The following is a 22,404-nucleotide window of genomic DNA, read 5'->3' as shown; positions in this document are numbered from 1 at the left end:
AAACACATGGGCATTGAATTCCATCTCGGTTCGTTGATCAACGCGCTCATCTATGCCGTGGTCGGCGTGGTGATTCTCGTGGCGAGCTTCATCACGTGGGATAAGATCACGCCTTACGATCTCTGGAAGGAGATCGTGGAGAAACAGAACATGGCCCTGGCTATCTTCGCGGGGCTGATGGCGCTGGGCATAGCGATCATCGTTGCCTCAGCCGTCCACTAATCGGAGGCCCGTGCCTGCGGGCCGGGCACACGTCTCCTCATGGCGCTGGTTCTCTTCCTTTCCGTCTTTCTGATTGCCGCCTGCGGCCTGATCTATGAACTGATCGCCGGCACCCTCGCCAGTTACCTGCTGGGCGACAGCGTGCTTCAGTTCAGCACAATTATCGGCAGTTATCTGTTTGCGATGGGCATCGGCAGCTGGCTGTCGAGATTCATCGACCGCGCCCTGGTGTCGCGTTTTATCACGATTGAACTCATGGTGGGCCTGTTGGGCGGATTCTCTTCCACCATCCTGTTTCTCTCCTTCACTTACACGACGGGGTTCCGGTTCCTGCTGTACGCCCTGGTCATCGGCATCGGGATCCTGGTGGGCCTCGAAATCCCCCTGCTGATGCGCATCCTGCGCGAGCGCTTTCAGTTCAAGGAACTGGTGGCCAACGTCCTCACCTTCGACTACATGGGGGCTCTCGGCGCGTCGCTGCTGTTCCCGCTGTTCCTGGTGCCGAAGCTGGGCATGGTCCGCAGCGCTGTGTTGTTCGGACTGGTGAACGCCGGTGTCGCTCTCTGGTCAACGTTCCTGTTCAAGGAGCACCTTCCGTCGCCGCTTATGCAGCGAGCCGTCTGTGCCGTGGTCGTGCTGATCCTGGGTGGTGGCATGGCCGTCGCCGACCGCATCACCGATACCGCCGATGCCGCACTCTATGCCGACGACGTGATCTTCTCGAAGACCACCCCCTACCAGCGCATGGTGCTGACAAAGTGGAAGCAGGATTACCGGCTCTACCTGAACTCGCATCTGCAATTCAGCTCGCGCGATGAGTACCGCTACCACGAGTGCCTGGTCCACCCCGGCCTGGCTTCGATTCCCGGAGCGAAACACGCGCTGGTGTTGGGCGGAGGCGATGGGTTGGCCGTCCGCGAGATGTTAAAGTACCCGGGCCTGGAATCCATCACGCTGGTGGATCTGGATCCCGAGATGACGCGCCAGTTTTCCACTCATCCCCTGCTGGTGCAATTGAATGGCGGCTCGTTCAAGAACCCCAAGGTCCACATTGTGAACGCCGACGCGTTCCCGTGGTTGGAGAAGAATGAGGCGCTCTACGACTTCATCGCAGTCGACTTCCCCGATCCCAATAATTACTCTCTCGGGAAGCTCTACACCACTGCGTTCTACCGCCTGCTGAAGCACCACCTCTCGCAGAATGGCGTGGCGGTGGTGCAGTCCACATCACCGATGTTTGCGCGTCAATCGTTCTGGTGCATCAACGAGACGATGAAACAGGCCGGCTTCAATGTTCACGCCTATCACGTCTACGTGCCGTCCTTCGGCGAATGGGGCTACGTCATCGGGACGCAGGGCGACTGGCGGCCGCCCACGCAACTGCCGTCCGGGTTGAAGTTCCTCACGTTGAAAAACGTGGCAGGCCTGTTCGATTTCCCACCAGACCTCGCGCCCGTGCCGGTGGAGCCCAACCGTTTGAACGATCAGAGCCTGGTGCGCTACTACGATCGCGAGTGGCGCGAAATCGTGCGATGAAGCCGACGCGGCGCGAATTCGGTGCGTCCGCCCTGGTTGGTCTCGCGCCCAAGACCGACCGCAAAACCGAAGGCGGCTTCGTCTTCGAATCGCAGGAACGCGGCCACCTGTTGCGGGATCATGCCCGCATCGCGGCGCCTCGTGAACGGGTGAAGGTGCCCGTGGTCATAGTCGGCGGCGGAATCGCGGGCCTGTCGGCGGCCTGGCGCATGGACAAGCGCGGCTTCCACAACTTCATCCTGCTCGAGATGGAACAACAGGCCGGCGGCAATGCACGTTCCGGCCAGAACGAGATCTCCGCCTATCCCTGGGCTGCTCATTACCTGCCCGTCCCCGACAAGAACGAGACACTGGTCCGCGAACTTGGCGAAGAGATCGGGCTCCTGCAGGATGGGGTCTGGAGTGAACGCTGGCTCTGCCACTCTCCGCAGGAGCGTCTGTTCCTGCACGGCCGCTGGCAGGATAGCATCGAGCCGGCTATCGGGCTGACCAAGGACGATGCGCGCCAGTTCAAACACTTCGAAGAGCGCATCGCCGAGTTCCATGCCTCCGGCGCCTTCCGCATTCCCATGGAAGAGGGACTGGTCAAGTCGACGGATCGCGAGCGCCAGTTGGACCGCGTCACCATGGGCGAATGGATGCGGCGCGAGGGCCTCTACTCGCCCTACCTGAAATGGTTCATCGACTACTCCACGCGCGACGACTATGGGACCCACGCCGAGGAGATCTCCGCCTGGGCCGGACTACACTACTTCGCCGCCCGGGCGCCCGAAGACAAAGGGCCGCTTACCTGGCCCGAGGGCAATGGGTGGATCGTTAAGAAGCTGTTGGCGAAGCTCGGTAAGTATGTCCGCACAGGTTCGATGGTCTACCGCATCCAGCCGTTAGGCCGCCGGTGGGAGATCCTCACCGAAAAGACGCTCTACGAAGCGGACTTCGTGATCTACGCAGCGCCGACGTTCCTGGCGTCGTGGCTGATCGATCCGGCTCCGCCGCGCTGGCCCATCGACTCCGCACCCTGGTTGACCGCGAATCTCACACTCGATCGCTGGCCCGCCAACAAGGGTCTGGAGTATGCCTGGGACAACGTGATCTACAATTCGCCCGCGCTGGGCTATGTCATCGCTACCCACCAGAGTGTGGCGATTCATCAACCCGAGACTGTCTGGACCTTCTACTGGGCACTCGCCGACGGCAACGCAGCCGACCAACGCCGCATCCTGCTAGGCGGTGACTGGAACTGGTGGAAAGAGAAGATTCTGGCCGACCTGGAACGGGCCCATCCCGACATTCGCCAATGCGTAAAGCGTCTCGACATCTTCCGCATCGGACATGCCATGCCACGGCCTCTGCCCGGAACGATCTTCCATCCGGAACGGCAGCGTCGCGCCCACCCCGCCGGATCGCTCGTTTACGCGAATTGCGACTTGAGCGGATTGTCGTTGTTCGAGGAGGCGCAATACCGCGGAGTCAAGGCGGCGGAGCACGTCCTGCGCCTGGTGGGCTAGCCGGCTACCAGACAGCCGGAAGCAGCCGGTCTTTGACGCGGGCCGCGTACTCCGCATAGCCAGGCAGTTCCGCCTGCAAGGTGCGATCTTCCAGTGCGGTGCGTAGCGCCAGGACCGCGGCGGTCAGCACGGCGGGAACCAGCGCGTACCATGAGCCCAGCGCGGCAGGCGTCGCCAGTGTGAAGGCCAGCGCACCGGTATAGCCGGGATGGCGGATCACCCGGTACGGACCCGCATCGACCACCACTTGCCCGCGATCGTCCTGGATGCGCACCGTGGCTGCAAAGAACGGGTTCGAGACCATCGCCCAGGCCGTCAGGAGAATGCCCAACAGGCAGACGGCGAGGGCGGCCACGCTGTAGGAGAGGTCGATCCTCGGCGGCCAGAACCAGCGAGCCTCCAGCGCGGCTGTAATCCACATCGCCAGCGGACCGGCCAACGCCACGATCGGAGCCAGCCACTGGTCCCACGCCTTCGTGCCCTTCTGAAGGCGCGACCGTTCGACCAGCAGGTCCGGATTCACCCGCATCAGGATCACGCCGACAACAATCTGGGCGCCCAGCATCAGGTCCACATACACCCACGCCCGGTACCAGTCGCCCCTGCCCGACACGAATCGCAACACGGAAAACAGGACGAGCGCCATGGCGCAGTACTTTACCAGCGCGCCTCGCAGTGGATTGCTGGTACGAGGAGCCTGCGGCGCCGCCTCGGCATTGCCAGTCATACTTCGGATCTCCCGCCCCACATTGTCTCATGAGGGGTGGATTAAGGCCTGTAACTATTAAAAGAATTGAGCGGGAAGCCCCGCCCGCGCCGGGGGCTCAGGCGCTGAAGCCCCCGTCGATGTTCAGGCTCGCGCCTGTGATGTAGCCGCCCTCGGGCCCTGCCAGCAGCGAAACCAACGCGGCGATTTCGCTTACCTGTCCGAACCGCTGCAGCGCCATCATGGCCTTCAGTCCAGCAGCGTTCGGCCCCCCAGCCGGGTTCAGATCCGTGTCCACTGGTCCAGGCTGCAGGTTGTTCACCGTGATGCCGCGCGGACCGAGATCGCGTGCCAGGCCGCGCGTGAATCCCGAGATCGCCGCCTTGGTCAGCGCGTAGACAGACCCGCCAGTGAATGGCACGAAATCGCCATTGATGCTGCCGATCATGATGATCCGGCCGCCATCCCCCATGTGCCGGACCGCCTCTTTGGTCGCACTGAAGACGCCGCGCACATTCACAGCCAGCAGTCGCTCAAACTGCTCTTCCGGGAATTCGCCAATCGGAGCCATAAATGCCACCCCGGCATTGTTCACCAGGATATCCAGCCGTCCAAACTTCGCGGCAGTGAACGCCACTGCCCCTTTCACCGCTGCCGGGTCGCCGCTATCCGCCTGGATCGCCAGCGCTTGGCCACCGGCCGCTTCGATGGACTTCACCACCTCTTCCGCCTTCTCCGGTGAAGTGGCGTACGTAATGGCGACAGTCGCGCCATCCTGGGCCAATCGCTTTGCGATGGCCGCCCCAATCCCTCGTGAGGCTCCCGTCACGAGGGCGACCTTGCCGGCTAACTGTGACATTGCTGCTCCTTTTCAAAGGGCGGACTGATTGATTCTCATTTAGGATGGGGACTCGGCTACGCTGGATTCCGCAATTTGTACTCTCTAATGAATAATTGAAGCTCGAGAGGTGGCATGCGGCTCGGTCGCACCTGGCAGTACCGCTGAAACGCAGGGCGGATGCTCCGCGTCTGGCTAAGTTACACTTCCTTCGGAGCAATATTGTGCGAATTGGCGTGTGGCCTTCTGTAGTAATTCTGGGATTGGCCGCGGCGCCCTATGCCCAGGCCGCGCTGCCTGAACCGCCCAATCAGCACAAGCCCTGGACTCCTGCCGAGAGCAATCAGATTCCGGAGTACCTGTCCGCTGCAGTCGCGGCCCTGTTTGAGGCCGGCCTGGCCGACCCGAGGGGCGGAGTGTATCGGGAGATTGAAGTACTGAGCGGCAACTGGGAGAACCGCCGCTTGAAGACCCGCGGCTGGGTGTTCCCGGAGGGCTTCGCGGTCTGCTGGAACGGAATGGTCTACCGAACTCTGAGCGTGGGCGAGCCGGGTGACCTCGACGACGACGTCAAGAAGATCATCGCGTCGGATCCCAGGAAGAATGGGGACTTCACCAGGTTCACCAGGAACGAGGAGACTCCACCTGCGGTCGCGTTCTGGTTCGACCTCGAACTCCGAGGATCCATGGTGCCGGCGTCGATAGCCCTGCTCCTGCGGCTCAACCGGCCTGACCTCGCGACGGCCCTCTGGCAGGCCTATCAGGTGCCCGATGTGAGAGGCGGGGTGCGTGGTACGGCCCAGAGCACACCGGAGTGGTTTCGCGCGGCCTCGGTGGAATGGCTCATTACGGCCTTCCACCGCTTGACCGGCCATTTCTCAAATGCAGATGATCTGGATGCCGTCGAAGTCGGAGAGTCCCTGATCGCATGGGGCGACCACGTGCGCGCCGCCCTGCGGAAGGACCGCCCTGATCGGGTTGCGAACCTCACCGTACTTGATTTTCTGCATCCTGCCCCGGTGTTCCTTTCCGACGCGCGGCGCCGTCTCGGCGCGCCGCTAAGATCGCCCTGGCCAAACACCGTAATCGAGAAGAGAGCAGTTCCGGCCCATGACCCAGCCGCCCGTCCGAATAGCCCGTCTCGCCACTCAATCGTCGAGTTGATCGACCGGCTGGAGAGCATCAAGACAGAAAAAATCATGTGGCCCGGCATACTCATTTTCTCCGTCGAGCCAATCTGCCTGGAACTGTCTCAATGGGGCGACGCCGCGGTGGAGCCATTGCTGGATGTCCTGGAGAACGATCGGAGGCTCACCCGCACGCTGGAGTTCGATCGGCCTTGGTCCATCGAGCAGAAGCCTGTTTGGGTGAAGGACGTCGCAAAGGAACTCCTCGGCAATCTCCTCGATTCTCCGGCCTTGATTGCCAGTTCGACCCCTGGAGAATTGCGGCTGTGGTGGGCCGGGAATAGAACGACTGCCCGGCTCGGCCGGCAATTTGAACTCTTGGCCGCTGAGAATAGTCCGCCAGAGACCTGGATAAGTAGCGCGGAGTATCTCACCCGGCGTTCAGACATCATTGTCTCGACGACCGGAGTGTCCCGGCGCGCGATGGGCGGGTGCAATCCGGATCAGCCGGTTCCTCCCATGCTGGGTGAGGACCTGCGTGCTGGCCACGGCGCTGAAGTGACCGGGTTGCTGCACCGGCGCACACTGACATTGGCCGCTGCTCATCGTTCGGATGAGGCGTGCCGCATGGCATTCCTCGCATACTTATGGGAACCTGCCTCCGCCCTTCCGTCGCTTCAGGCAGCAGCCGGCGACAAGTCGTGTCGCGACTACCATCTCGTAACGGCAGCACGATTAGCTCTGCGGGATCTGCCGGCTGCCAGCGAGTGGTCCGAAATGGTCAGAGAACCTGCTTCGAGTCCATTCGCTGGAGGCGAGGCACTACTGCCGCTCTGGTTGTACCCGGATAACCCCGTCCTCGCTCAGGCCGCTGAGTGGCTCGCGTCGAGGTTGCAGCCTTCGACACTCAGCCTCTTTGCGTCCAACGCATCGGTGTTGGCAGTTCCAGCATTCCGCCGGGCTGCGATCCGCCTGCTTTCCGATGCAACAGCATTCGGCGTGGTGACCAGAAGTTTGGACGGGTCTTTGGGATATAGCTGGACGACCGGCGCGGTTGAAGGGGGAGCTGGAGGTGGCGGCTGGCTGGAAGTCGGTCTTGAGGAGACCTTGGGACAGCTGCCACCCGGTAAAAGCCATCCGCTTCGCATAAACGACTTCCTTGCCACGCAGATCTCTTCAGTGGCGGGAACTCCAGGCTTCAGGCTCGACTGGTCTGAGGCTGATAGGAACCGCGCCATTGCGGCCATCGCAAGGTATCTCGATAGCAATGGGAATCGCTTTCGGGCAAGGCCCACCAGATTGGAAGATGTCGCATGCTCGGGCCCAGGCGTCTACCTGGAACCTTGAGCTTCATGCACTCCATCGTTACGGCTGCTTTGCGCGCACTAGCGAAGGTGCCCGCCTTGCCGGACTCAGCGCCTCGACGAATCGTTGGAGCTCCGCGCGACAGGTCTCGAAGTCCACACTGTCCTGCCGCGTCTGACCCACCACGGTGTCCAATGACCTCAGCGCCGCGAGCCGCTCTTCAATCTCCACGTGCTGGAGATCCGTCGCCGTTGCGCCGGCCGCACGCCGCACATACGTTCCGAGCGCCCGTGCGTCAAACCCGGCGGCATCCAGTGCCTTCCAGGCCAGTGCATCGGCTTCCAGTTCCTGCTGCTTCAGCGCCGCGGCATATCCGAGAGGAACACTCCGCCGGCCCTGGCAATCGCTCGTCCAACTTCCAAGCATCATCAGTGGGATCGTGGCCCCGTTCTTTCGTGGATTCGGCACGGGAACCCGGTGCAGCACCTCATGTGCGACTGCATGCGCCACCACCGCCGCGAACTCACTTTCGTTCCGAGCGGCTGCCAGCAGGCGGGCAGGGAAGAACACAAATCCGCCAGGCAGGGTCGCCGGTTCCCGAATCGCTGGACACGCGACAAATTCCGCCACCGTGAACTCGAACGAAGGCGGCGGGCCCGGCATCTGCGCCGCCAGCATCCTGCCCATGCGGTCCACATACCCCCGCACGGCCGAGTTCTCCAGCACGACCGTCTCACTGCGTAGCTGCCGGGCGTACTCCCGGCCCATCGCCGTCTGCCGGGCACGGGCCCTTTCTTCAATGGATCCAGCCGGAGCCTGGGCGAGCAGCACACCGCCGGCTAGCGCCCAAATACTGAGCGGCCCAGGAGCACAACGCGCATTCTACGTTCGCCGGAACTGCTCATCCACCGGAACCCTGTATCCGTTTGCCAACCGGTTCGTCTTATTGGCGAGCGACGCTACGGCCAGCACCTCGCCCAGCATCTCTTCGGTCATACCCTTGGCCCGCGCTCCAGCGGTATGGGAGTAAGTGCAGTATTCGCAGCCATTGGTCGCGCTGACAGCGACATAGATCATCTCCTTCACCAGAGGATCCAGCGCGCCGGGCGCCATCACGGCCTTCACTTCCTCCCACACCTGCCGGAGCGTGGCCGGATGATTCGCCAGGGCCTTCCAGAAATTGTTGACGCGGTCCACCTTGCGAGTGGTCATGATGTCATCAAAGACGGCCCTGACTTCGGCGGACGCATCCGCGTATTCGATCAATGAAACAACGGACATGCCTTCAGTCTAATCGCGCCAGCGCAATTCTCCACGGCCGTCGAGGTCCATGCGGATCTCTTTGACATGATCGCGGTGATTCGTCTCGAGATACATCAGGCCCGAGAGGCCGTTGCCCGTCATACGAGCCACCACGCGGTCGCCTTCCATTCGCACGATACGGCCGTTCAGGGCCAAGCGCCCGCGCCGGTCAGAATCGAACGACACGAAGACATTTCCGCCCCGTGCGATATTCACATCGCAGTTATACACACGGTTCCGTCCGCCACCCGCGTCGGCGAAGTAGCCGTCGCCCCGGCCGCGATACCGCAGGTCGTTGTTCCACGAGAAGTCGTCCCGGTCGTTACGGCGATCGTAGCCGCGATCATTGCCGTCCCAGAATCCGCGGCCCCGGCCCCGGTTGTCATAGTCGCCGCCGCGCCACTCCAGATCAAAGGTGTAGCCTTCCCGGCCGCCCTTGCGGTCGACGATGCGGACAACAGCCGGCCGTCCGCGACCCGGTTGCTGCACCAGGTTGACATCGCCTCTGCCGTCAATGCCCCGGAACCGGAAATCGTACGGATTACTGGGCAGGGGCGCGTTGCATTCCAGCCTGCGCCAATGCGCTGGCGATCCGGAAAGCGTGCGGATCGTGCCCATATCGCCGGAAACAGCGATTTCCGCCGCCTGGTCTACTTCCACTTCAATCGTGCACTTGCCATGATCCCCACCCCCACGGATAGAGGCGCGTCTGGTCTCTTCAAATCGGCCCCAACCCGGTAGGGCCACCACCGCCATTATTGCGGGAGCCAACCACTTTGCCGATTTCATATGAGCCTCCTTACCGGACATCCCGAAAGATGTGTGCGGAAGCGAACGCGTTTCCAAAATCGGTAAGCCGCCGGAAGACACAACGAAAACGGCCCGTCCCAGAATCACCCTGGCTGGGTGACTATGGAACGGGCCGTCTCGTGTCAACGGAAAGACTACAGTCTTAAGCGAACTTCCAACCCTTGCGGAATTTCGGTTTCAAGTACTGGTTCGCTTCGGGGTGGCTCGTGATACGGCCTTTGTTGGCGTCCCACTCCAGCTTGCCTTCCACGCGCATGGCGATGGTGCCCAGCAGCATCCATTCCACGAACGGGCCGGCGACGCTGAAGTTGGAGCACGCTGGAGCCCCGCCCTTGCAGGCGCGCAGCCAGTCGCGATAGTGGCCGGGCGACCGCGTCAGCAGCGGAGGCGGCATCGTGTAGTCCTTCATCTTCGCATCGGGCAACAGCCGCGTACGCTCGCCGTAGCAGCCAGTGGTGACAATGCCCTTCTCGCCGATAAACACGCTGCCGTTGATGTCCTTGTCCCCCAGCAATTCGCCTTCGGGCACGCCCGGAATCTTAGGCTGCTCCTTCAGGCTGTCGTACCAGAACAACTTCAGGGCCGGCATCGTGCCGCGGGCCGGGAAGTCAAAGCGGATGACGGCCTGGTGCGGGAACGTGTACTGGTTCGCGCCTTCCTTCTTGATGCACTCGACGCTGGTGGGCGCAGTCAGCAACAGAGCCATGTTCGGAGTGCCCAGGATGTGGCAGGCCATGTCGCCGATAGCGCCGCAGCCGAAGTCCGGGAATGCGCGCCAGTTGTGCGGGACATACGCGGGGCTGTAGGGCCGGGGCTCGGCATCCGCCAGCCAGGCATCCCAATCGAGCGTGGAGGGAACCGCCTCTTCCTTCGGCGCCACCTCCGGACCCTGCGGCCAGTAGTGGCCCGGCCGGTCGGTGAACGCGTGAACTTCCGTCACGCCGCCGATGTCGCCGTTCCAGATGATCTCCGCGCACTGCCGCGCGCCCAGGTTGGAGTACCCCTGGTTACCCATCTGCGTCGCGACGCCATACTTCGCCGCCGCCGCCGTCACCTGCTGCGCTTCCCATACCGTGCGCACCAGCGGCTTCTGGCAGTACACATGCTTGCCCCGCGTCATCGCCCACATCGACGCGCTGGCATGCACGTGGTCCGGGCACGACACCAGGACCGCATCGATGTTCTTCTCTTCCTTGTCGAACATGCGCCGGAAATCTTTGTACTTCGGCACGTTCGGATACTGCTGGAAGGTCTGCGCGGCACGTTTGTCGTCGGGATCGGCAAAGGCCACGATGTTCTCGGTATTGCAGCCTGCAATGTCGCTGCGGCCCTTGCCGCCCGCGCCGATCGCGGCAATGTTCAACTTCTCGTTGGGAGACTTGAAACCAGCCCTCGACAGGGAGGCAGTGCTGCCGAAGCCAGCGGCGGGCACGGCGCCAGCGAGTAGGGATCCATAGAAGAAATGACGTCTTGAGAATTCGCGCTCGGACATTTTGTTACTCCTGGGAACAATTAGATCTATGCTATCTCAGGTCACTCGGCCATGGTAGTCCCGCGCCGTGCAAACTTCTATGGGGATGGGCCGCGCCAGCCTTGCCGGCTCTCGCGGCCCGGGGATCATCGTCTACGCAACCGGGCACCCAGGATCAATACCAGGCCCGATGCCAGCAACACCAGCGACCCAGGCTCGGGGATTGCAAAGAACCCCCCGGTGGAGTAGTAGTTGGGGTCGTTGAACGGGTTGGTCGTGTCCAGGTGCAGATGGTACAACCCTCCGCCCAGAAAGGCGTCCGCCACCAGAAAGACACTCGAATTGTGCGGATTGGGGTTCGTCAGCACATAGTTGCCCTGCCCCAGCTCCAGGCGATAGAGGTTCGGGCCGTCCTGCACCGCCAGATCCACACCCGCGGTGTAAATGAACGTCATGGCCGCATCACTGAACCCGTTGCCGCCTTCCGGCACGAAATCACCCGCTGTCGTAATGTAGCCCCATTGCGCGTTTGGACTGGAACTGAAGAATGTCGCCGAGGCGTTCAGGTAGGTGTCGTCCGGCTTCCACAGGAATCCGTTCGGATCGCCCACATAAACGCCGAGGTCGGCGAACATGGAACCGCCCTTCTGCTCCGCACTGGCCAGCCCCAGGGACTTCTTCAACGTCTCAATGTCGCTGGGGGTGAACTCTCGGCTGTCCGCCTTGCGCTGTGCCGTCGTGATCTTGCCGCCGTCGGTCATCTTGCTGGGCGGACTGTCTTCGTTGTGCTTCAACCCTAACTTGTGCCCCGCCTCATGAGCCGCGCTTTCACCGATCGACGTTGCCAGTTCGTCCCCCGTGAATCCGTCAGCGGTGAATTCCCCCTCGTGCACGACCCCAGGCTTTCCTTCCACCCCGGCGTCGCCATACTCCTTGCCCTGATTCACTCCCGGCGCCTTGCCGCCGTTGATAATAATGTCGAGATCTCCGCCGGACCCCTCCTCCACTTTGACCTTGCCCGCGCCCAGCGCGGTGTCATACTCCTCCTGAATCTTCTTGATGACAATCGCCTTCTGGGCGGCAGTGAGGGCGCTCTTGGTAGCGGTTCCCTCCACCTTATCGCTCTCGGTGAACTTGTCTGTAGAGTCAAAATTGACTTTGATTTTTTTCTGCGCACTGGCGACCGTTGCCGTTATCAGCAACAGACCCAAAACGCAGAGTGGACGGATACGAGCAAACGCGAGCATAGGCACCCCCTTTGAGAGCGATCGCGCTGTTCGAACCTGGATACAGGCCGCGTGATGCGGCCAGGTGACATACCCCAACCGTGATTGTCCGTGGGTTGCTCCTCACAGTCCACGAATCATGATTGCGGTGTACGGATTTTGGAGCGAGTATACACCGGCCACGCCGTTTTTCAACTTCTCCTCGAAAATTAATGTTTAGCAGCAGCGCGCCATAAGCCTGAATTGGTTAGGCCGTCCGTCGCTCCGGACACGGTTCAATGTTGCCTCTATGATTTTATAAAGATAAAGGGACCTGAAATACTATGTGCAAAAGACCGGCAGAAGACTATAGTGGGAATGCCGCGGCCGGGAGCCGCAATGCTCCCGGCTACCTGGAGGAGGTTTCTGATGTTGCCCGCAATTTGCTCATACACATGCAGGCCCTCACCGGCCGCCCCGGCCCTGTGGCTGGCCGCCCTGATCCTTGCCGGCTGGATGCCGACCGCCGCCGGGCAATCGCCCATGAACTGTACCCTCGGGGCTGGAACTCCTGTAACCGTGCGGTCCGACGAACTCGCCGCGAAGACAGCCGACATGGTTCTCGTCTGCACGGGGGGCACTCCTACCACCGCGACCCAACCTGTACCCACCGCCAATTTCCAGGTGTTCCTGAATACCAACATCACTTCGCGCACCATCGGTACGCTGGCTGAGGCTTTGCTTCTCATCGATGAACCGGCTCCTGCGTCCCAAGCCGTCTGCATCACCGCTCAGAGTACCTGCGGCTGGACCGGAGGCGGCGCCCACACACCAAACGTGTTTCAGGGCACTGTCGTCGGCAGCAACAGTATTGCCTTCATGAGCGTGCCTGTCGACCCACCCACCCTCGGCGGCCAGCGCGTGTTCAGGATCTCGAACCTTCGCGCAAATCCCGCTCAGATGGGCGTTCCCGGTCCTATCCCGACTGAGATTCAGGCCTACCTCAGTATTTCGGGCACCTCCTCCATCACCTTGTCCAACTCAATAACGACGGTCGCCTATATCCAGAATTCGCTGAACCCGGCAGTGAGGAACTCCTCGAATGACGCCCAGGTGAACGCCACCACCGGCGTCGAGTTCCAGAAATGCGCTGCCGCTGTCCAGCAGCGCTTCTCCACTCTCCGGTTTCAGGAACTGCTTCCCAGCGCATTTCTGCCCAGGTCATCGGCCCCCTTCGTAAACGCCGACACTTCCCCCAGCCCGCTGCCGCAGAGCGTACCCGGGCTCCCCTATGCCTCCGAGACCGGCTTCTACAACCCGCTATTCCCGGCCACCAACGGCCTGAACATCGTCGGGCTGGCCGACAGCGGGACCAGATTGCAGGCGTCCTTCACGAACATGCCGGCCGGCGTTACGCTCTATGCCAGTACCGTTCCTGTCACCTTCCTTCATGGCATTCCCACCGCGAACAGCGGCAGCCAGTTGCGCGCCAGGATGATCAGTGCGGCCCAGGGCCCCTTCGCCGCCACGACGCCCACCACGACTCTGGAAGGAATCCCGGCCGCCGCTATTCCCTTCTCCGGTGGAGCGGCTTCGGTGGTGTGGGAAGTGCTGCAGGCGGATGTGTCCACTATCTCCAGCAGCGACTTCCTCCTTTGGATCTCCTACCCCGCCAACACAGTGGGGCTCGGCACCGCCAGTGTCTCCCTGCACTTCGCGCCCGTCTCGACAATATCTACAGCCAGTTCCAGCGCACCTCTGCCCCGCTTCCAGGCGAACCCCACTGCAGTGCCGCTGCTCACCGTCGGCACGTCGTGCGCAGGCTCACCCTACACCGTCGACACACAACCGGCGGGCCTGCAGTTCACCGCGGACGGCACCACCTACACTGCGCCGAAATCGTTCAACTGGACTCCGGGCTCCTCCCACACGATCGCTGTGGCTTCACCCCAATCGGCCGGCGCCACCCGTTATGTCTTCACTTCGTGGAGCGACGGCGGATCGGCCTCTCATTCCGTCACAGTGCCGGCCACCGCACAAACCTACACCGCCAGCTTCAAGACCCAACACCAATTGACGCGAACCTCCGTGCCAGCCGGCGGCGGCCTCCTGACGGCCATGCCCGCTTCTGCGGATGGCTTCTATGACGCGGGCACCAGTGTGACCCTCACTGCCTTGCCCAGCACCGGGTTCAGCTTCGTAAACTTCACTGGCTCTCTCACCGGGACCGCGAATCCGGGTTCCGTCACCATGTCCGCCCCACGCAGCGTGGTAGCAAACTTCAGCGTCAACACCACCACCGTAGGGGTGACACCCTCCAACGGCAAAGGCACCCAGCAACTCTTCCAAGCTCAGTACTCGCACAGCAAGGGATACCAACGGATTCGCTGGGTCCAGTTGCTGCTGGCCACAGATCCAAATGGCGGCGGACAGCCTTTCTGCTTCCTCCACTACGACGTCCAGGGCAATGGCCTGTGGCTCTACTCCGATCAGGCCGGCTTCTTCCAGGGACCCATCCACCCCGGCGTGGCCTCCAATACACTGCAGTCCTCTAATTGCGCCCTGAACACTGCCGCCTCCAGCGCCGCCGGCAGCGGCTCTATCCTGGAAGTCGACTTTACTGTCTTCTTCAAAGCGGCCGGCGCTCGCAACATCTATATGCGAGCCCTCGACATCGACGAATTCGATACCGGCTGGAGTCAGTTGGGCACCTGGACACAGATGGCCTCCGCTCAGCCGGTCTTGTCCGTCTCGCCCGCCGCCGGCAGCGGCGCTGCCCCCACGTTTACCTTGAACTTCGCCGACCCGCCCGGGTTCACGGGTTACCCCTTCGGCTGGGTTGAGTTCCTCGTCGCAGCCGATCCGACGGGCGGTGGACAACCGTTCTGTTTCGTCCACTACGATCGGGCTGGGAATGGCCTGTGGATGTACTCCTCCGACGTCGGGTACTTTGTCGGACCGGTGGCGCCGGGCGTGATCTCCAGCGCGCTCAGCAGTTCGGCCTGTGCGGTAAAGACGGGCCTGGTCACCAGGCAGAACTTCAAGGGAGACTTCATTCTCACCGTTCCCCTCACCTTGAAGGCCCCGATGACGGGCCAGAGGAACACCTATTTGCGGATGTTCGACGCCTTGTCCCGCGACACCGACTGGCAGCTAAAAGGGACATGGACCAAGCCATAGCCCGATCTCCAATCGCATACCGGTGAACGGATCCGTGGCTCGGGTTTGCACCCCGCGGCCCCGTGCCGCATAGTTGCCTGCTTGCTGCCTCGCACAGCCGCACGATATGATCACGGTGGATTTATTTTCGGAGGTATAGCTCTGAAACGCCGAATATTTATCGCCGCTGCAGCCGCGGCAACCGCCGCCTGCTCGCGCGTGCCGCTGGTCCCTTCGTCCCTCCGCGTCTTATCCCCGGAACAGGCCGTCGTGCTGGAAGCCTGGGTGGACGCTCTCATTCCTGCCGATCAGGACCCTGGGGCGCGCGATGCCCGTGTAGTGCTCTACATCGACCGCCAGCTCGCCCGCAAGTTCAAACGCCAGCAGCCGGCTTATCGCGAGGCACTTTCCGCGGTCGATCGCCTGGCGGAGGGCCAATTCGCCCAAATTCCCCTCGCGGAACGTTCTGAATTTCTCGCAGCCATGGAACGCGGAGAAGCGCCGCAAGGCCTGTTTCCCGATGGCGGCAAGGCAGCCTTCGAAATGGTGCTGGCCCACACGCTGCAAGGCTTCTATGGCAGCCCGCGCCACGGCGGCAACAAGGATTACGCCTCCTGGAAGATGATCGGCGTCGCACCCCTCCCCGTCCGCGGCCGGCAGCAGTACGAGGTGCAATCGTGAGCATCCTGCCGCGCGTCAAAGCCGTTGTCATCGGCGCCGGCGCCGGCGGCCCCATTGCCGCCAAGGAATTGACCCAGGCCGGCTGGCCCGTCGTCTTGCTCGAACGTGGGCAATGGTATACCGGTTACGACTGCCGCAAAGACGACCTCCGCAATCAGCGCAATTCCACCCTCGGCCATCCCTTTGGACCCGATGACGACGGCAATCCGCGCGTCGTCGTGAACGCCAAAGGCCAGCAGCGCCTCGCGGAGCCTTCCGGTCCCGGCTACTCCAACAACGCGGCCTGCGTCGGCGGCGGCACTCTCTCCTACGGCGCCATGGCCTGGCGCTTCCACCCCAACGATTTCCAGATGAAGACCGTCTATGGCGCCAAAATCCCGCGCGCCGTCGAAGGTTCCACCCTGGCAGACTGGCCCATCACCTACGACGAGCTCGAGCCCTTCTACGAAAAGGCCGAATGGGAGATCGGCGTCTCCGGCGACGTCTCCACCGACCCGTTCCATGGGCCCCGCAACAAGCCGCTGCCCATGCCGCCGCTGCCGCCCACCCGCGAGCACCTCATCCTCGAAAAAGGCGCCAAGGCGCTGGGCCTGCATCCCTTCCACATCCCCATGCTGCGGAACTCCGTGCCCTACAACGGCCGCCCCGCCTGCATGCGCTGCCGCTGGTGCGTCGGCTTCGCCTGCGAAGTGGATGCCAAGTGCGGCACCCAGAACACCGTATTGCCCACCGCGCTCAAGACCGGACTGCTCGAACTGCGCCTGCAATGCATGGTCAAGGAGATCCTCGTCGACGAGCACGGCAAGGCCACCGGTGTCGCCTACTTCGACCGCGAAGGCCAGTTGTGGGAACAGCCCGCTGACCAGGTCATCGTCGCCGGCTCCGCCATCGAATCCGCGCGCCTGCTGCTCAACAGCAAGTCCCGCCTCTTCCCCAACGGCCTCGGCAATCGCCACGACTGGGTGGGCCGCAACCTCCAAGGCCACACCTATACCGGAGCCTTCGGCCTCTTCGACGAGGATACCTATGACGACGTGGGCCCCGGAGCCGGCATCGCCATCTGTGATTACAACCACGGCAACCCCGATCTCGCCGGCGGAGCCATGCTCGCCAATGAGTTCATTCGCCTCCCCTACCAGTTCGTCACCGGACTCCGCGCGCCCGGCATCCCTCGCTGGGGTCTCGCCCATAAGGAATTCGTCCGCCGCTTCTACCGCCGCTCCATCGCCGTCCAGGGACCCACGCAGGAGATGCCGTTCTTCGACTCGCGCGTCTCCGTCGATCCCCAGGTCCGTGACAAGTTCGGGATTCCCGTCGCCCGGCTCAGCGGCAACAAGCACCCCCACACCATCGAGATCGGAGACGCCATGACGGCCAAAGCCGAGGCTTGGCTCAAGGCCTCCGGCGCCATTCAGACCTGGCCCAAGAAGGCAGGGCAGGGCACCAGCGGCGGCCAGCACCAGGCCGGCACCTGCCGCATGGGCAACGACCCCCGCACTTCCGTCGTCGATCGCTGGTGCCGCATCCACGAAGTGGAAAACGTCCACGTCGTCGACGGTTCCGTCCACGTCACCAATGGCGGCTTCAACCCCGTCCTCACCATCATGGCGAACGCCTATCGCGTGGCCGGTCATCTCGTGGGCGGTGCGCGGTGAAGATCGCCCTTGTCGTCGCACTCCTCGCGGCCGCCCTCATCCTCATTGTGCCGGCCGCCAGCTTCGTCTATGAATCAGGAGGCCCTGCCGCCTGCGCCCGCTGTCACGAAATGGGCACCCCTGTCGGGCAGTGGATGGGCTCCACCCACCGCAAAGTGCCCTGCGCCGATTGCCACGGCGACGCCATGACCGCCGATCCAAGCTTCCACATCACCAACGCCCGCCGCGTCCTCGAACACGCCCAGGGCCAAGCGCCGGACCGCGCTCATCTGCGCCCCGTCGACATCTTCAACATGCTGCCCCGCTGCCAGCGCTGCCATCAGCAGGAGTTTGCCGCCTGGGCCAACGGCCCGCACGCTACCCCGTACAAACGCATCTTCCTCGACCAGAAGCACAACAGCACCCGCCACCTCATGGACGACTGCCTGCGTTGTCATGGCGCCCACCTGGACGGCGGCGTACGCGATCTCGTTCAGCCCATGAACCGCAAAGGCCCCTGGACCCTGCTGCGTTCTGAACTCTCTGACAGCCCGGCCATCCCCTGCCTCAGCTGCCACGCCCTGCATAGCGCCGGCATGCCCCTGGAAAACCGCCGTCTGGAATCGCGTACCGTCGGAAACCGGCAGGAGCGCTTCCGCCCCTCCCTGGCCTTCTACGACCGCCGCGAACAGGCGTCCGTTCCTGCCGCCATGCTGCCCGTCCCCGCGGTGTTGGACGGCGACCGCCCGGTCAAAATGAGCCCGGACCCACGCGGAGCGCTCTGCTACCAGTGCCACGCCCCGCTCTCCACCATGCAGGTGCGCTCCGGCGACGACCGCACCCCCATCGGCGTACACGAAGGTTTGTCATGCCTCGCCTGCCACGACAAGCACCGCCAGACCACGCATGCCAGTTGCTCCACCTGCCACCCGCGTCTCTCCAATTGCGGACTCGACGTCGAAAAGATGGACACAACCTTCGCCAAGACTGGCAGCGCACACAATGTTCATTTCGTGAAGTGTCAGGATTGCCACCCGAAAGGCGTACCTCCGAAAAGGGCTGCCGCGAAGCTTCCCTAGGGCGGCCGTTACTCCTTCCATGGATAGGACTTCACGAAGAAAAGTACTCCAAATCTCTACCCGGATGATGCGGTTGCCTTTCATCTCGGATACGATTGTGGTTTGAAGCGAGTATTGCTCATCGCGGTGTTGGTGCTGGCAGGGGGAGGCGTCTCGGATCTCATGCTCGGGCAAAGCCCGAGTCCTGCGCCTCAGGGCACCAATTACGACCCGCCCATCGTCGCCCGGCCCAAGGAGCCGGCCCCGCCGCCTCCGCCGCCTGAAGAACCAGTATTCGGCTTCCAGGAAATCGACCTCGACAAATCAGATACCTGGGTCAAGATGGCCCTGCTGATGGGCTCCATCGTCCTCGCCCTGCGCGCCTTCCGCCAGATGAAAGGCGACTAGCGCGGTCCACCCGGATCACCCGGAAGATACAAAAAGGGCCGCCCCGTTTGAGGGCGGCCCTTTTGCTTGCGGGTTTGGTGTTGCTTAGAACGGATACAACGAGATGGCTTCGCCGGACGAAGGTCCGCCAGCGCCCACCGTGGCGACATCGCCTTCCGGGTTGATCACCCGGCAGAAGATGCCCGTCTCGCCGAGATAGACTTCATACTCGGCCGGACGCAGCAGCGACCCTTGGATCAGGGCCTCCGACAGCGGATCCTCGATGTACTTCTGCAGTGCCCTGCGCAGCGGCCGCGCGCCGTAGCTGCGGTCCGTGCAGGTCTTTTCCAGAATGTACTTTGCGGCATCCGGCGCCAGCTTCAGCTTGATCTGCTTCGCCACCAGGTTGATGTTGATCTGGGCCACCATCAGGTCGATGATCTGGACCAGATCCTCTTCCGCCAGCGAGGTGAACAGAATCACCTCATCCAGGCGGTTCAGGAATTCAGGATTGAAGGCGCGCTTCACTTCCGCCTGAACCATGTCCTCGATCTTGGACGGCACGCCAGAGGCCGTCTGCGCCGCGAAGCCCAGTTGCCCCTTTTTGTCGAGGAACCGCGCCCCCAGGTTCGAGGTCATGATGATGATCGTATTTTTGAAGTCCACCTGGTTGCCGATCCCATCGGTCAACTGGCCGTCTTCAAAAACCTGCAGCAGGATGTTGTAGATGTCCGGATGAGCCTTCTCGATTTCATCCAGCAGGATGATCGAGTAAGGATTCCGCTTCACCCGCTCGGTGAGCTGCCCGCCCTCCTCATAGCCGACATAGCCGGGAGGCGAACCAATCAGCTTCGACACTGAATGCTTTTCCATGAACTCCGACATGTCGAAGCGGATCAGCGATTTCTCACTGCCGAACAGGAACTCGGCCAAGGCCCGCGCAGCTTCGGTCTTGCCGACGCCTGTGGGGCCCAGGAACAGGAAGCAGCCCGACGGCCGCTTGGGTGACTTCAAACCCGCACGGGAACGCCGGATGGCGCGCGCCAGGGCGCTGATCGCCTTCTCCTGGCTGATCACCCTCTTGTGCAGCTCTTCCTCGATCCGGATGAGCTTGCTGACTTCTTCTTCCTTGATCGCCGTCATCGGCACGCCGGTCCACTTGGCGACGACTTCTTCAATGTCGTCCTTCGTGACCACGCCCGTCGACGTATCGTCCAGGTTGTACTTCTCGCGCAGCAGCCGCAGGTTTTCGCGTTCCTTGCGCTCTTCATCGCTATAGAACCGCGCCTTCTCGAACTCGTGGTTCGCGATGGCCGTCTCCATGCGATGGACAATGAACTTCACCCGCTTCTGGATGTCGCTGATGTCCGGCGGCAACGTGGTCTGCCGCAGCTTCACCCGCGCCCCAGCCTCGTCGATCAGGTCGATCGCCTTGTCGGGCAGGAACCGGTCGGGGATAAACCGGCTGGAGGCGAACACCGAGGTTTCAATCGCATCGTCCGTATAGGCGACAGCGTGGAACTTCTCGTAGCGTTCCTTGATGCCGAACAGAATCCGGCAGGCGTCCGCTTCACTCGGAGGCGGCACCTTCACCGCCTGGAAACGGCGTTCCAGCGAGCGGTCTTTCTCAATCGACTTGCGATATTCCGCCGGCGTCGTGGCGCCGATGCACTGAATCTCGCCCCGCGAAAGCGCGGGCTTCAGGATGTTGGCGGCGTCCAGCGACCCTTCGGCCGAACCGGCGCCCACCAGCGTATGCAACTCGTCGATGAAGATGATGGCGTTCTGGTTCTCCATCAACTCCTTCATGATCGTTTTGAGCCGCTCTTCAAACTGGCCGCGATACTTCGTGCCGGCCACGATCAGCGACAGGTCCAGCGCCAGGATGCGTTTGTCCGCCAGAAAGCTGGGGACATCGCCTTCGCTGATCTTCTGCGCCAACCCTTCCACGATGGCCGTCTTGCCCACGCCAGGCTCGCCAATCAATACCGGATTGTTCTTCGTGCGGCGGCAAAGAATCTGGATCACACGCTCCAGTTCATAGTCGCGGCCGATCAGTGGATCCAATGCACTGTCGGAAGCCGATTGCGTCAGGTCGCGGCTGAATTCGCTCAGCAGCGAAGACTCCTTCGGTCGCGATGCGGTGGTCTTCTCGGAACTCGCCCGCGCGATCTCATCGCGCACCTGGTTGAGCCGCAGGCCACGCTCGTGGAGGATTTCGGCCGCGAAGCACTTCTCCTCCCGCAACAACCCCAGTAGAAGATGCTCCGTGCCGATATGCTTGTGCCCCAGGCGCTCGGCCTCTTCTGCCGCATACGCCAGGACGTGTTTGCATTCAGTGCTCAGCGGAAGGTCGACCGACGTCGATACCTTCTCCCGGACAGTCGTCTGCGCCTCGATCTGCTTGCGGATCGACTCGATGTTCGCCTGCGACCGCAAAAAGCGGTTCGCCAGCGGCTTGTCTTCCCGCAGCAGCCCGAGCAGCAGATGTTCCGTCTCAATGTACGGGCTGCCGAACTGGCTGGCCTCATAGCGCGCGAAGAAGATTACTCTCCGCGCCTTTTCTGTATAGCGTTCAAACATAGGTTTGCGCCTCTCGTGGAGCCCGGGACTCGGACGGAGATGCCCCTGGCTTCCCAGCACCGGCGCGACCAGAGCCGATGCATCATTCCGGCGCGCCGGTCTGCAGCGCGCCCTGTCCTAATTCTAAGATGCCGGAGGGGTCCCCTGCGCACCCAGATTCCGTATTTTCCCTCCCCGGAGTTCCAGAACCTTGCTTGCCCGCTCCGCATACGCCGGATTGTGAGTTACATAAAGAGTCGTTAATCTGCGCCTCTCGTGTACCTCCTCGATCAATTCCATGATCATCTTACCCGTCCGCTCGTCCAGGTTGCCCGTCGGTTCATCGGCCAAAAGCAGCCTCGGACCCGCCACCAGCGCCCGCGCCAAAACTACTCTCTGCTGCTCTCCGCCCGAGAGCTCGCCAGCCAGGTGATGGCCCCGCGCCGCCAGTCCCACCTCGCCCAACAGCCCCTGCGCCTGCTCCGCCGCACCCTTCCGCTCGCCCCTAATCAACAGCGGCATCATCACGTTTTCCAGCGCCGTGAACTCCGGCAGCAGCGTATTCATCTGCCATACGAACCCAATTGCCCGGTTCCGCAGGTTCGCCAGCCCGCCTTCATCCAGGCCTTCCGTAGCCTGCCCACCCACCAGGATGGTGCCCTCGCTGGGCGCGTCCAACAGCCCTAACAGGTGCAGCAGCGTGGACTTACCCGTCCCGCTCTCGCCCGTCAGCGCCACCCGCTCGCCCACCTCCAGCCGCAAATCCAGTCCCGCGAACACCGTCAGTTCCGCCGGACCGCTGTGGTACCGCTTGCCCAGCCCGCGCGCCTCCAAAGGCGGCGGGTTCTCACCGTGCTTTGCCATTTGTCACTTTAAATTCTATCGGATAGCCG

The 22,404-nt window shown here is 62.5% G+C and carries 18 protein-coding genes; 9 read left to right on the top strand and 9 right to left on the bottom strand.

Annotation, left to right across the window (positions count from 1 at the left end; translation table 11 throughout):
* Window positions 1-6: 6 nt before the first annotated feature.
* The 3 genes from ACR9Y2_RS38045 to ACR9Y2_RS38035 are packed head-to-tail and all read left to right on the top strand — an operon-like array spanning window position 7 to window position 3,266.
* On the top strand, window positions 7-222 hold the full coding sequence (locus ACR9Y2_RS38045; RefSeq protein ID WP_435047145.1) for a DUF350 domain-containing protein: 216 nt from the start codon (window positions 7-9) through the stop codon (window positions 220-222).
* A 39-nt stretch (window positions 223-261) separates the two neighbouring features.
* A complete protein-coding gene (locus ACR9Y2_RS38040) occupies window positions 262-1,758 on the top strand; it encodes a polyamine aminopropyltransferase (protein WP_435047144.1) in 1,497 nt (498 codons plus the stop codon).
* On the top strand, window positions 1,737-3,266 hold the full coding sequence (locus tag ACR9Y2_RS38035) for an FAD-dependent oxidoreductase (protein WP_435047143.1): 1,530 nt from the start codon (window positions 1,737-1,739) through the stop codon (window positions 3,264-3,266). Before ACR9Y2_RS38040 ends, ACR9Y2_RS38035 begins: the two co-directional genes overlap by 22 nt.
* A 4-nt stretch (window positions 3,267-3,270) precedes the next feature.
* Here ACR9Y2_RS38035 and ACR9Y2_RS38030 read toward each other — a convergent pair whose 3' ends face one another.
* Window positions 3,271-3,993, bottom strand: a complete 723-nt coding sequence (locus ACR9Y2_RS38030; protein WP_435047142.1) for a methyltransferase family protein — start codon at window positions 3,991-3,993, stop codon at window positions 3,271-3,273.
* A 97-nt stretch (window positions 3,994-4,090) separates the two neighbouring features.
* Window positions 4,091-4,831, bottom strand: coding sequence for a 3-oxoacyl-ACP reductase family protein (locus tag ACR9Y2_RS38025; RefSeq protein ID WP_435047141.1), 741 nt, complete (start codon window positions 4,829-4,831; stop codon window positions 4,091-4,093).
* Between the two features lie 443 nt (window positions 4,832-5,274).
* Between ACR9Y2_RS38025 and ACR9Y2_RS38020 the strand changes: the two genes are divergently transcribed.
* Window positions 5,275-7,284 carry a hypothetical protein gene (locus ACR9Y2_RS38020; protein WP_435047140.1) on the top strand — a complete coding sequence of 670 codons (2,010 nt, stop codon included), beginning with the start codon at window positions 5,275-5,277 and terminating at the stop codon, window positions 7,282-7,284.
* 18 nt (window positions 7,285-7,302) lie between these two features.
* Here ACR9Y2_RS38020 and ACR9Y2_RS38015 read toward each other — a convergent pair whose 3' ends face one another.
* The 5 genes from ACR9Y2_RS38015 to ACR9Y2_RS37995 all read right to left on the bottom strand — a co-directional run bounded on the left by ACR9Y2_RS38015 (window position 7,303) and on the right by ACR9Y2_RS37995 (window position 11,940).
* Window positions 7,303-8,073: a hypothetical protein gene (locus ACR9Y2_RS38015; RefSeq protein WP_435047139.1), complete on the bottom strand. Its 771-nt coding sequence runs from the start codon at window positions 8,071-8,073 to the stop codon at window positions 7,303-7,305.
* 51 nt (window positions 8,074-8,124) lie between these two features.
* Window positions 8,125-8,523 (bottom strand): carboxymuconolactone decarboxylase family protein, encoded by a 399-nt coding sequence (locus ACR9Y2_RS38010; protein WP_435047138.1) that lies wholly within the window; start codon window positions 8,521-8,523, stop codon window positions 8,125-8,127.
* Between the two features lie 9 nt (window positions 8,524-8,532).
* Window positions 8,533-9,333 carry a hypothetical protein gene (locus tag ACR9Y2_RS38005; protein WP_435047137.1) on the bottom strand — a complete coding sequence of 267 codons (801 nt, stop codon included), beginning with the start codon at window positions 9,331-9,333 and terminating at the stop codon, window positions 8,533-8,535.
* 163 nt (window positions 9,334-9,496) lie between these two features.
* Window positions 9,497-10,846 (bottom strand): Gfo/Idh/MocA family protein, encoded by a 1,350-nt coding sequence (locus ACR9Y2_RS38000; RefSeq protein WP_435047136.1) that lies wholly within the window; start codon window positions 10,844-10,846, stop codon window positions 9,497-9,499.
* Window positions 10,847-10,971: 125 nt separating this feature from the next.
* The gene (locus ACR9Y2_RS37995; RefSeq protein WP_435047135.1) at window positions 10,972-11,940 is read right to left on the bottom strand and encodes a PEP-CTERM sorting domain-containing protein; all 969 of its coding nucleotides are present in this window, start codon (window positions 11,938-11,940) and stop codon (window positions 10,972-10,974) included.
* Window positions 11,941-12,459: 519 nt separating this feature from the next.
* Between ACR9Y2_RS37995 and ACR9Y2_RS37990 the strand changes: the two genes are divergently transcribed.
* From ACR9Y2_RS37990 to ACR9Y2_RS37970, 5 genes are all read left to right on the top strand, one after another.
* A complete protein-coding gene (locus tag ACR9Y2_RS37990) occupies window positions 12,460-15,210 on the top strand; it encodes an InlB B-repeat-containing protein (RefSeq protein ID WP_435047134.1) in 2,751 nt (916 codons plus the stop codon).
* A 249-nt stretch (window positions 15,211-15,459) separates the two neighbouring features.
* Complete coding sequence (locus ACR9Y2_RS37985) at window positions 15,460-15,870, top strand: gluconate 2-dehydrogenase subunit 3 family protein (protein ID WP_435047133.1); 411 nt, start codon at window positions 15,460-15,462, stop codon at window positions 15,868-15,870.
* Window positions 15,867-17,525, top strand: a complete 1,659-nt coding sequence (locus ACR9Y2_RS37980; RefSeq protein WP_435047132.1) for a GMC family oxidoreductase — start codon at window positions 15,867-15,869, stop codon at window positions 17,523-17,525. Before ACR9Y2_RS37985 ends, ACR9Y2_RS37980 begins: the two co-directional genes overlap by 4 nt.
* Window positions 17,522-18,583 (top strand): cytochrome c3 family protein, encoded by a 1,062-nt coding sequence (locus ACR9Y2_RS37975; protein ID WP_435047131.1) that lies wholly within the window; start codon window positions 17,522-17,524, stop codon window positions 18,581-18,583. Before ACR9Y2_RS37980 ends, ACR9Y2_RS37975 begins: the two co-directional genes overlap by 4 nt.
* Before the next feature lie 102 nt (window positions 18,584-18,685).
* The gene (locus ACR9Y2_RS37970; RefSeq protein ID WP_435047130.1) at window positions 18,686-18,970 is read left to right on the top strand and encodes a hypothetical protein; all 285 of its coding nucleotides are present in this window, start codon (window positions 18,686-18,688) and stop codon (window positions 18,968-18,970) included.
* 84 nt (window positions 18,971-19,054) lie between these two features.
* Here ACR9Y2_RS37970 and ACR9Y2_RS37965 read toward each other — a convergent pair whose 3' ends face one another.
* Both ACR9Y2_RS37965 and ACR9Y2_RS37960 read right to left on the bottom strand, forming a co-directional pair.
* Complete coding sequence (locus ACR9Y2_RS37965; RefSeq protein ID WP_435047129.1) at window positions 19,055-21,532, bottom strand: ATP-dependent Clp protease ATP-binding subunit; 2,478 nt, start codon at window positions 21,530-21,532, stop codon at window positions 19,055-19,057.
* Between the two features lie 123 nt (window positions 21,533-21,655).
* Window positions 21,656-22,375, bottom strand: coding sequence for an ABC transporter ATP-binding protein (locus tag ACR9Y2_RS37960; RefSeq protein ID WP_435047128.1), 720 nt, complete (start codon window positions 22,373-22,375; stop codon window positions 21,656-21,658).
* Window positions 22,376-22,404: the final 29 nt, after the last annotated feature.

Source organism: Paludibaculum fermentans (assembly GCF_051172195.1).
GTDB classification, from domain to species: domain Bacteria; phylum Acidobacteriota; class Terriglobia; order Bryobacterales; family Bryobacteraceae; genus Paludibaculum; species Paludibaculum fermentans_A.
The sequence above is the reverse complement of the archived record's forward strand: the minus strand, read 5'-3'. Positions and strand labels throughout refer to the sequence as shown.